The organism is Gilliamella sp. BG3 (genome assembly GCF_046635605.1).
GTDB classification, from domain to species: Bacteria; Pseudomonadota; Gammaproteobacteria; order Enterobacterales; family Orbaceae; genus Gilliamella; species Gilliamella bombi.
In genome coordinates, this window is sequence record NZ_JBIDFE010000001.1 from 113,489 (window position 1) to 125,305 (window position 11,817).

Genomic DNA, 11,817 nt, shown 5'->3' on the forward strand with positions numbered 1-11,817 from the left:
GCAGTAAAGATCTTTATGTCATTAGATAAAAAACGCCAGACCTATCTACTTGGCTGGTTAAAACAGCAAGCAAAAATGCATAAAACTAATTTGCGTGCTTCAATTTTAACCGGCTTGGTTTTAACTATATTAGTTATTATTCAATCTGCATTACTCGCTGTAATTTTGCAAAAAATTATTATTGAACAACACTATTTTGTGGATATTCTGCCTTTTTTTGGCGCACTAATTGCAGTGTTACTTGGTCGAGCAGGCTTAATTTATCTACGCGAAAAGATCAACTTTGCCATAGGCAAAAAAGTTCGTCAGCAAATTCGACAGCAATTAATTGATCAACTTGAGTTGCATGGACCTGCTTATTTAAATCAAAGCACGAGCGGCGCATGGAGTACATTGCTTATTGAACAAGTTGATAAATTGCATGACTTTTTTGCCCGTTATCTTCCTCAAATGCGATTGGCAGGCATGGCACCGATTTTAATCTGTATTGCTATCTTCCCATTTAACTGGGCTGCTGCTACAATTTTGCTTTGCACCGCCCCCCTGATTCCTATTTTTATGATTTTAGTGGGAATGGGAGCCGCTGATATTAATCGTCGTCATTTTAAAGCGCTCGCATATTTAAGCGGTCATTTTTTAGATCGTTTAAAAGGACTCAATACCATTCGATTATTCAACCAAGGCGAAAAACAAACTAACGAAATAGCCATTGCCTCTGAAGATTTTCGTATTAAAACTATGCAAGTGCTCAAAATAGCCTTTTTATCTTCAGCCGTATTGGAGTTTTTTACTTCTATTTCAATCGCCATTGTGGCGGTTTATTTTGGATTTTCGTATTTAGGCGAATTCGATTTTGGTGCATATAATGGAACTGTTACTTTATTTGCTGGTTTTTTTGCGCTAATGTTAGCCCCTGAATACTTTCAACCTTTACGTGATTTGGGCACTTACTATCATGCCAAAGCTGAAGCAATCGCAGCAGCAGATAATATCGAAAGTTTTTTAAGTAAAAAAATCGCACCAAAACAAGCCAATGATAATATAACAAACATAAAATTGACTGAACCATTAAAAACAATTGAAGCAGATAATTTAATTGTATTATCTAACGAACAACAACCTATCGTTGGTCCATTATCGTTTAGTTTGCAAGCACCATTTAAATTAGCTCTAATAGGAACTAGCGGCGAGGGAAAAACTTCGTTAATGCAAGTACTACTCGGTTTTTTACCTTATCAAGGCTCACTAAAGATTAATGGTATTGAATTTAATCAATTAGATATTAATGATTGGCAACTGCAAGTAAGCTGGATTGGTCAAAATCCTTACTTGATTAATGGTACTATCCGTGAAAATATTTTATTGGGTAAACAAAATGCAACCAACCATGAACTGGATAACGTGATAGCCAAAACCCAATTGACCGAAGTTATTGCTAAATTACCACAAGGCATTAAAACCCAAGTTGGCGAAGATGCGGTACGTTTATCAGTTGGACAAGCACAGCGGATCGCCTTAGCCAGAGCAATGCTAAAACCCTGTCAATTATTGATTCTTGATGAACCAACTGCTAGTTTAGATAAACAAACCATCCAAAATTTGGATCAGCAGCACATTGCCCCGAATAGCATTACAATTACTCATCAAACAGATGACATGGAAGATTTTAAACAAATCTGGCAATTGGCTAATGGTAAGCTACACTGTGATATCAAGGGGTATTTATGCTAGCTATATTACGCCCTTATATCGCACTATATAAACACTATTTTAGGCAAATTTTATTGGGATTATTTTTGTCAATTCTTACCCTATTTGCCAGCGTATTTTTGCTGTCATTATCAGGGTGGTTTTTGGCTTCTACCGCTTTTGTTGGCGTTGCAGGTTTGTATACTTTCAATTATATGTTGCCTGCTGCTGGTGTTCGTGCTGCGGCAATTATTCGAACCGCCGCTCGCTATATGGAGCGTTTAGTTGATCATAATACTACATTTAAAATCTTAGCTTATTTAAGAACGTTAGCTTTTCGTAAGATTTTGCCCTTAAGTGCCAATCAATTAGCCCACTATCAACGGGCTGACTTGCTTAATCGCTTTATTGTCGATATTGACGCACTTGATCACTTATACCTAAAACTTTTTTCACCTATTGTAACCGCACTTGTTACCATTGTTGTTTTGTTTGTTGGGTTAGCAAATATAAACTTACCTATTGCGTTAATTATTACTATTATCCTTACAACCACCTTACTTGTGGTTCCGGTCATTTTTTATCAAGCAGGAAAACAACTCGGCAAAACACTAGCTAAACAACAAAGTGAATATCGTTTATTATTAATTAATTATCTACAAGGACAAGCTGAACTTATCCTATTTAATGCACAACCACGCTATCGTGCTAAACTTGATGAGCTTGAATCAAACTGGCTTTATAACCAGCAACGTCAATCAACATTAATGGCACTATCAAGCGCATTGATTGTGCTGATTGCTGGTTTTTTAACGTTGCTTGTTCTGTGGCTAATTACCCAATACACCCTATCCCCTTTAGTGGCACTATTTGTATTTGTTAGTCTTGCAAGTGCTGAAATACTCATGCCAATTCCTGGCGCATTTATCTTTTTAGGGCAAGTACTTACTTCTGCCACACGCACAACGGCTATTTTTAATCAAACGCCCGACATTCAATTTGTTTCTAAAGGTAAAGCGATAGATTTAACTACAGCAAAATTAAAATTTGAACAAATTAATTTCAGCTACCCAAATCAACCTTTTGCGATATTAACTGATTTTTCCTTAACGGTTGAACAAGGTGAACATATTGGAATAATTGGTAAAACAGGTTGTGGTAAATCAACTTTATTAAGCCTAGTAAATCGGACTTGGGAGGCAAGCTCCGGCAATATTTATTTTAATGATACTCCAATAAATCAACTGGATGAAAAAACTTTGCGACAAGCCATTGCAATGGTTCCGCAAGTTATTACCATTTTTAGTGAGACTTTACGGCAAAATTTACTCATTGGTAATCCTAATGCAACTGATCAACAGCTTATTGAGGTTCTACATCAAGTTGAATTGGACAAATTACTAACTACAGAACAAGGTTTAAATATGCTAATTGGACAAGGTGGGCGTACTTTATCTGGCGGTGAAATTCGTCGTATAGGCATTGCAAGAGCATTACTGCATAATTCCCCTTTAATTTTAATGGACGAACCAACAGAAAGCCTTGATCAACGAACAGAACAACAAATTATCCAATTGATAAAGCAGACATGTAAAGGCAAAACACTAATCATGGTTACGCATCGTTTGACTGATAATCCGCTGTTTGATCGAATTATTTCACTTTGATTAATGGTTTAATTTATATGTCATTCATTGCTGATAAAGGGCAATATTAGCTTTCCGTAATTGTAAAAATTCGAAAGTTTTGCTTATAAAAACGTTCAGATAGACTATTGATTTTATTTGATTTTAAATTAGATAGTTATAAGAAAGTAGTTTGAATGTGGTCTCTTTTTGGGGTTAAGTTATGATATTTAAAGTAGTTACACGAAACCTTCCCAAAATTCGAGTAATCTATTAAAAAGACAATCAAAATTTTTCCTTTTTAAATCTAGCTATTTAAATTGACTTAAAAAATAGTATTTCAATATAGTAAATAGCTCAATTTTTCTTGTTTAAATCTACTTTAGTACTCATTACATGTAGGAAAACACAGAGCTGAACTATTTATAAGATGAACTACTATTCTACCGCCATCAAGCTAATAACAAGGGATATCTTCAAATAGTTTTAAATCATAATTAATTGTTTTATTTTATTGGCTGGGGTACCAGGATTCGAACCTGGGCGTGGCGGGATCAAAACCCGCTGCCTTACCGCTTGGCTATACCCCACTATAGAAAGTGAAAATCACTTTTGATACGAGCAGTGAGATTTGAACTCGCACATATTTCCAAGCTAGACCTTGAATCTAGCACATCTACCAATTCCATTATGCTCACATGAAAATAGTGAATAATTAACACATCAAACATTGATATAAATCAAGAATGAAATACCAAAATTATGCATATTGGAATGGCTGGGGTACCAGGATTCGAACCTGGGCGTGGCGGGATCAAAACCCGCTGCCTTACCGCTTGGCTATACCCCAATAAAGGATAGATATTAAGATAAAATGGTGCGGGTGGAGAGACTTGAACTCACACGCCTTGCGGCGCCAGAACCTAAATCTGGTGCGTCTACCAATTTCGCCACACCCGCACTGAACACTTTCGGTAAAAGTACTACCTAATCCTAATGGTGGCTACGACGGGATTCGAACCTGTGACCCCATCATTATGAGTGATGTGCTCTAACCAGCTGAGCTACGTAGCCATTCATTCGCAACGTCGTAACCAACACTGCGAGGCGCATTATGCTAGGGTTACGCCAAATCGTCAACTATTTTTTTAAGATATTTTGAAAAAAAATGACGATTGATTAAGATGCAATCAAATCCAGTTTAATAACGCTTCGATTCGCCTTTTTTGTAACTCAAAATGAATTTGTTTTCCTGTATAACCATCAGAAATAATTTGCTGCACATTGATGCCATTGGCGATTTTATAAGCTTCTTTTATATAATTTGCTTGTGCAAACGATGTTGTTTTAGTAAAAGCTTGGCTTGCAATAATTAATTGTTCAAGGTGCGAAGGGTTGCGCCATACATCAATGCTATTTAGCAAAGAAATAATTTGTTCAGCTGTCAGGGTTTGCACTTGTTCAAGATTATTTCGATTCTGCTGAACCATGACGGCAACTTTAGTATAGTTGTTAGGTACTTTAATTTTTGCACATAATGCTTCGACCGCTAATTTATTAGATAACTGTGCACACAGTACAGCAAAACGGATTGTTAAATCATTAGTTAATATAGCAGATTTTTTTAGTGCATCACTAATAGTGTCTGTTAAGTCTAATGATGAAAATAATAATGGAAGCGCTCCACATTGTTCTAGTACTTGAAAATAGATCTGTGGATTTGATGTCAACAATGCTTTTTCAGTTTCTTTCCACACACGTTCTGGTGTTAAGTAACTAACCTCACCGGCTAATACCATTTGTTTCATTAGATCTAGAGTTTGAGGAGCTACAGTAAAACCGAATTGATGAAAACGAGCTGCAAAACGAGCTACGCGCAAAATACGTAGAGGATCTTCTCGGAAGGCTGGCGATACATGGCGTAAGATTTTATGTTTGATGTCATCAACGCCATGATATGGATCAATTATATTGCCATCTTCGTCCATTGCAATGGCGTTAATGGTTAAATCACGGCGAATCAGATCTTGTTCTAATGTAATCTCTTTACCAAAATCACAGATAAATCCAGTATAACCTCTACCGGATTTACGCTCAGTGCGAGCCAACGCATATTCTTCTTTCGTATGAGGGTGTAAAAAAACTGGAAAGTCTTTACCGACTTGTTGATAACCTAATGCTAAAAGCTCGTCTGGCGTAGCGCCAACAACAACCCAGTCATGATCAGCAACAGGTTGGTGCAACAATTTATCGCGCACACTCCCTCCTACAAGATAGATTTTACTCATCTATCTCATCCAACGATCTTTTTTGCGTCGGTTTGGTATAATTCTTGGTAATATAAGCCCTAAAATAAGACCGCCTCCAGCAACAAGACCACCATAGGTAAACCAAGTTACAATAAGGTCACGGCGTTTATCATCAACTTGATTTAGCATTGATTCAATTCGTGAATTTTGCTCCTTAACTTGTTGTTCTAGTGCTTCATTTTTATTTTGAAGTGTTTCTATAGATTTTTCAGCCGTCTGCAACTTTTGGATATAGTCACTTAACAATTTTTGTTGATTTGCCTCAGCATTATCAACTTTATCTTGATATTCTGCTAGTTTTGCTTCTAGCACTGGAAAGCGTTCTTTATAACTAGGTTGTTCATTTAGTTTGCTTGTTTCAATCCAAGCGGTGCTACCATTATTAAGTTGAATGCGAGTAAATTTGCCATCTGCACTTTTTTCAAGCTCAACAACTTTTTCTCCAGCTTTAACTGCATTAGAATACGCATATTGCGAACCAGGACCTCTACGCAAATAAATATCGACATTATCAGTCACATATTTGTCTATAGCGTAACCATTAAAAGAAATCGCAAAAAACGAAAGTAGTGCAATAATATTCTGTTTTTTCATATATTTCCAATAAGCATCTATAAATAGTTTCATGATAACATAAAATAATAGCAAGTCGCATATTCATTTTATAATAAATAGTTTTAAAAACTAAAATAAATATAACCTTCAATAATGAAATCGTTTACATTTTTGTGAAATCTTAATCACAAAATATGAAATTAAAAATATTATTTTATATAAATAGCTATTATTTTATATAAGTGACATATTACAAACTTGGAGCCATTATGAATTATCGTCTTAGCAATAATAATATAGATATCCTTTTTCGCACTGAACCGTATGCCGAATTGTGTTATTTTGGTAAACGATTACAAAACTTTCAACCTGAAATGATTGACATGCTTTACCCTGCTGTACCCTGCTGTACCTAATTCTCGTATAGATGTCAACGTTCCATTTACTCTATGCCCAGAAGAAGGTTTAGGTAATTTTAGCACACCTGGACTTGAAGGACACCGAAATAGTAAAGATTGGTCTCCCGTTTTTACAACTAAAGAAGTTAATAAAACTGACAATAGCATTACCATTATTAGTGAAGATAACATTGCTAAACTTCGTTTAACCAGTTTTTTTATTTTAGATAAAAGTAGTGTATTGCAGTGTCAAAATACTTTAACCAATTTAGGTGATGAACCATATCAAGTTAATCGTTTTTCTATTACGTTACCTATCCCTGAACGGGCACAAGAATTAATGGCTTTTAGTGGTCGTTGGATTAAAGAATTTTTCCCTCATCGAACTAAAATATCACATTGTGGTTATTTACAAGAAAATCGACGAGGACGAACATCACACGAATATTTCCCTGGGATGATGGTTGGTACCGAAGGTTTTAAAGAACAAACTGGCGAAGTTTGGGGGATCCACTTGGGATGGAGTGGTAATCATCGCATTCAAGTTGCAGTTAAAAGTAACGGTAAACGTTTTATTCAAGCTGAAGCTCTGTATTATGCAGGAGAAATATCACTAGCTAAAGGTGAATCTTTAAGTACGCCTTGGTTATATGCTACCTATAGCGATGAAGGCTTAAATAAAATGAGTCAACATTTCCACCAGTTTCTACGCAGTAATATTATTAAATTCACCAAAAATAAAGCTCGTCCTGTTCATCTTAATACGTGGGAAGGTATCTTTTTTGACCATAATCCTGATTACATTATGAAAATGGCGACTAATGCGGCTCAAATTGGTGTTGAACGCTTTATCATTGATGACGGTTGGTTTGGTAAACGTGATGATGATTACCAAGGATTAGGTGATTGGTATTTAGATGAGCGAAAATATCCAATGGTTTAGAACCAGTTATTAAACATGTTAAAGATCTTGGTATGGAGTTTGGTATTTGGGTTGAGCCAGAAATGATTAATAAAAACTCAGATCTTTATCGTGCCCATCCAGATTGGTTACTTGAACTACCTGGTTATCAACAACCAGAAGGTCGCCATCAGTATTTACTTGATTTACAAAACCCAGCTGTTTTTGAATATCTACTTGAAAGACTAACTTGGTTACTCAGTAGTTATGACGTTGATTATATAAAATGGGATATGAATCGTGAAATTGTTCAACCTGGTCATGAAGGTAATCCTGCTATTGTTGGTCAAACTAAAGCACTTTACCGATTGCTTGATATTTTGCAAGAAAAATTCCCTACCGTTGAAATAGAATCTTGTTCATCAGGTGGAGGTCGAATTGATTATGAGATTTTAAAGCGTACACAACGTTTTGGACTTCAGATTCTAACGATGCATTAGATAGACAAATAATTCAACGCGGAATGAGTTATTTCTTCCCTCCTGAAGTGATGGGTGCTCATATTGGCGGTGCATTATGTCATACTACATTCCGTGAGCTACATATGAATTTACGCGGTCTAACTGCTTTATTTGGTCATATGGGAGTTGAACTCGATCCAGTAAAAGTATCTGAGCAAGAACAGAACGGTTTTGCATATTATATTAATTTACATAAACAATTGCGTCCTTTATTACATAGCGGTAACTTTGTAAGATTGGATGTTGATGATAACCCTGCTATGCAAAGTTATGGTGTTGTTAGCCAAGACCAAAAAGAAGCTGTGTTTATTATTGCTCAACTAACATTACCAACCTATGCGTTAAGCGGTAATTTACGATTGACAGGTTTGTTGGCCGATAAACAATACCAAATTGAAGTGCTAGATATGCCTGATAACATTGATCCTAAAATAAATGGTCATGTTATGAAAGCATTACCTCAATGGATGAAGAACAAAACGACTCTATCTGGTGATTGGTTAATGGATGTCGGATTACCTTTACCAGTACTTGACCCAGCAACGGCTATGTTAATAAAAGTAACCGCTAAATAATATTATTGATACTTTTAAATTAATTATTTAGCGACTATCAGGGGATTTGCTAATTGCTGTCCCCTTAATATTTAGTCTTTAATGAAACAATTCTAGTTTTTAATTCGCCAATAATATCATTGGCAAAGTTTTTATTTTACCTTATTATGATCAATTAATTCAGTCATATATCAAGAGTATTGCAAATAAATTAACTTCAAGACAGTAAAAAAGATAACCCTTTCACTTTCAGTACTTTTTGTCTTATATTATTGTTAATCTACAGAACTCTATATTGATAAGCATTAAATATTATAATTATCGATATTTTATGGATAGTAATTAATTAAAAGGTTTTTTATGGCGACAATAAAAGATGTTGCGCGTTTAGCTAAAGTTTCAGTTGCAACTGTATCTCGCGTAATTAATAACGCAAATAACGTTCGAGATAATACAAGAGATACCGTAAAAGAAGCTATGCAAAAATTAAACTACTATCCTGATGCTAATGCACGCGCTTTGTCACAACAAAATTCGAATACTATTGGTATTGTTGTAGCTGATGTATCGGATCCATTTTTTGGTGCCATGGTTAGTACCGTTGAAAAAGTTGCCTCACGAACAGGTCATTTTTTGTTGATCGGTAATGGCTATCATAATGAGCAACAAGAATATAATGCAATTACTCAATTAATTGAACATCGCTGTTCGTCGTTAGTTGTACATGCCAAAATGCTCTCTGATAGCGATCTAGAAAAATTGATGCAACAAGTACCCGGTATGGTTCTAATTAATCGTATCGTAAAAGGATTTGAAAAACGCTGTATTGCTCTTGATGACCGTTACGGCTCTTATCTTGCAGTCAAACATTTAATTCAACATGGGCATACTAGAATTGGTTATTTATGTTCAAATCATAATATTTCTGACTCATCTGATCGTTTACAAGGCTATAAAGACGCATTGTTAGAACATGGTATTGATGTTAATGAGAATCTGATTGCAATTGGTTTACCAAATGAAATAGGTGGCGAACAAGCAATGATGTCATTACTTGAACGTAACTGTCATATCTCTGCAATTGCTTGTTATAACGATTCAATGGCCGCCGGTGCAATGTCTGTGCTTTACGATAATGATATTAAAATTCCAAACGATATTTCGATCATTGGTTTTGATGATCTTATTTTATCACGTTATTTACATCCAAAATTAACTACCATTCGTTATCCTTTACAGACAATGGCTGAACAAGCTGCTGAATTAGCACTAAAACTTGCAAAAGGAGAAAGTATTCCAACAAATTTGATTAACGTCTATATACCAACCTTAACTAAACGTTATTCAGTAGCTTTTATCAATAGTTAAAAATAAAGTAGCTATACATCAAAAAAGTATCCATTTTTCATCTGAACCATATATTTTACATCTATAATATAGTTCAGATGATAAGTCTTATTTTATATCACTTAAAACCAAACTTCTGTTTGTACACCAAAACTAATTTGATGATCTTTACCATTAAAATCAAATTTACTAATATCATTTTGTAGTGCTTCTATATAAGAAACATAAAAACGAATATCAGGTCGTGAAGATAAAATACTTTTTCCGACTTTAAATGAATGGTAAAGTGTTGTTTTATATCCTTCTTCGACATAAGTTTTACTTTTAACTTTGTCTTTCTGACGAAAGTAACCTAGTTCAACACCGCTTTGATTATAAGTATCCCAGATATAAGCTGGTCTTATTGCTGATTTAAAACTTGTAAAATCGGTATGTGGAAGATTAAGATCATAAGAATAAACATCATTTCCTGAAGTTAAAGCCAAAGCATGGGCAACAATGATATTATCGCTTAAATAAGCTTCACCTTCCGATACAAAACGATAAGCTTTACCACCAGTATGTGTACCTATATAGTCATTATCCGAATTACTGGCAAACTCTGGGTTATTAGTATTAATGTTAGCCAGCTGTGATGCAACAGAATTGGTTGCTGTCTGTAATGTAAACTGATTAAATCCGCCAAAAAATTCATTTTGACGCAAAACAAGGCTACCAAGCCAAGCATTTTTAACAGATATACTATTTTGAATTTTAGATTTATTTGGTGCTGAATAACGAACATTCAAACCAAGCGTTGCATTTTGCCATAATGGGATATCACGATAGCGAATTTCTAGTTCGTTTAAATCAACTTCTTCCTTTTTATATTGTTCAATTTTATTTACTTTACTATCATCAGTACTAATTATTTCTTTTTTATTTTTCACATTTACATCTGCTCTAACTAATGATAAATCAAGAGCACCAACACCGACTTTAAGATTTTCAATACCAATACCTCCACCTGCTGGCGTTTTTTGTGTTTTCCAATCAAGCATTTGTATTTCATTATAAGGCAAAGAATGTTTACCCACCCATAATTTCGCATCAGGAAAACGTGGCACAAATCCTTTTGTTTCTAAATATATATCTGAAAATTGCATAATATTGTCATCTTGCGTATTAAATAAACCCGCAGCTTTATTTGTTGCCACGTTTCCATCAATCATAACAATTGCATCAACTCGCCTTCCATCTTGATCATAGACTTTTTGCTTAAAGATAAGATCATACCAACCACCATATTCATTACCAAATCGACCTAATGCACCTTCAGCATAATTTTTAGGTTTACCATTGCTTGAAGTTGACCAACCACCACGGAAGTAACCATTATAAGAAAATCCTATTTCTTCTTTAATATAATCTTTAAATTCAGCTAAAGTAAATGAAGTCTTTTCTGGATGATTGCTGTCTTGCATAGTATCGGTTTTTGGTGTACTAACTAGTAAAATTTGATTATTATTTGCTTGTACAGGATTAACTGGAGGCTGTTGCTTTGTAATTGCTACATTTTGACTATTTTTAAGCGCTTTTTTCTGATTATTTATAATAATTTGTTGTTTTTGAAGATTATTATTTAATTTAGCAAGTTGCTTATTAGAATCAATCACTTGCTTTTTCAAATCATTAGACTCTTGACTAAGAACTAATAACTTTTGCTCTAATAACGCAATTCTTGCTTCTAGCTCATCTTGAGTTGCTGCCATCGCATTGGGTAAATAACACAAACCTAGCATAGTCATTAAAACAACTCGTTTTGGTTTGATTTTATATACTATTTTTTTTGAAAATTTCATTTCTCCCCTCCCCTAAACTTATTATTAAAAAATATTTAAAAATCTTTTAAATTTGAGACAAAAAAAAACCTAAAAAA

General features: G+C 34.6%; 6 protein-coding genes, 5 tRNA genes and 1 pseudogene. 4 read left to right on the forward strand and 8 right to left on the reverse strand.

Annotated features, from left to right (window positions below; translation table 11 throughout):
* Window positions 1–15: 15 nt before the first annotated feature.
* A complete protein-coding gene (gene cydD / locus ACGH6S_RS00540) occupies window positions 16–1,731 on the forward strand; it encodes a heme ABC transporter permease/ATP-binding protein CydD (protein WP_411578156.1) in 1,716 nt (571 codons plus the stop codon).
* On the forward strand, window positions 1,725–3,356 hold the full coding sequence (gene cydC, locus ACGH6S_RS00545; protein ID WP_411578157.1) for a heme ABC transporter ATP-binding protein/permease CydC: 1,632 nt from the start codon (window positions 1,725–1,727) through the stop codon (window positions 3,354–3,356). The genes cydD and cydC overlap by 7 nt, the downstream gene beginning before the upstream one ends.
* Window positions 3,357–3,829: 473 nt before the next feature.
* Here the strand turns inward: cydC and ACGH6S_RS00550 are convergent.
* The 7 genes from ACGH6S_RS00550 to ACGH6S_RS00580 form a co-directional block, all read right to left on the reverse strand.
* Window positions 3,830–3,904: transfer RNA gene (locus ACGH6S_RS00550), tRNA-Gln, on the reverse strand.
* A 26-nt stretch (window positions 3,905–3,930) separates the two neighbouring features.
* Window positions 3,931–4,012, reverse strand: a tRNA-Leu gene (locus ACGH6S_RS00555).
* A gap of 77 nt (window positions 4,013–4,089) precedes the next feature.
* A tRNA-Gln gene (locus ACGH6S_RS00560) sits at window positions 4,090–4,164 on the reverse strand.
* 25 nt (window positions 4,165–4,189) lie between these two features.
* Window positions 4,190–4,274 (reverse strand) — tRNA-Leu (locus ACGH6S_RS00565).
* 37 nt (window positions 4,275–4,311) lie between these two features.
* Window positions 4,312–4,388, reverse strand: a tRNA-Met gene (locus ACGH6S_RS00570).
* Between the two features lie 116 nt (window positions 4,389–4,504).
* Window positions 4,505–5,602, reverse strand: coding sequence for a multifunctional CCA addition/repair protein (locus ACGH6S_RS00575; protein ID WP_174799479.1), 1,098 nt, complete (start codon window positions 5,600–5,602; stop codon window positions 4,505–4,507).
* Window positions 5,603–6,217, reverse strand: coding sequence for a TIGR04211 family SH3 domain-containing protein (locus tag ACGH6S_RS00580; RefSeq protein WP_174799480.1), 615 nt, complete (start codon window positions 6,215–6,217; stop codon window positions 5,603–5,605).
* Window positions 6,218–6,447: 230 nt separating this feature from the next.
* Here ACGH6S_RS00580 and ACGH6S_RS00585 point away from each other — a divergent pair.
* Together ACGH6S_RS00585 and ACGH6S_RS00590 are read left to right on the forward strand one after the other, a co-directional pair.
* Window positions 6,448–8,573: pseudogene (locus ACGH6S_RS00585) on the forward strand (alpha-galactosidase).
* A 339-nt stretch (window positions 8,574–8,912) separates the two neighbouring features.
* A complete protein-coding gene (locus tag ACGH6S_RS00590; protein ID WP_296302760.1) occupies window positions 8,913–9,920 on the forward strand; it encodes a substrate-binding domain-containing protein in 1,008 nt (335 codons plus the stop codon).
* Window positions 9,921–10,021: 101 nt separating this feature from the next.
* Here ACGH6S_RS00590 and ACGH6S_RS00595 read toward each other — a convergent pair whose 3' ends face one another.
* Window positions 10,022–11,740, reverse strand: coding sequence for a carbohydrate porin (locus tag ACGH6S_RS00595; protein ID WP_411578158.1), 1,719 nt, complete (start codon window positions 11,738–11,740; stop codon window positions 10,022–10,024).
* Between the last annotated feature and the right edge of the window lie 77 nt (window positions 11,741–11,817).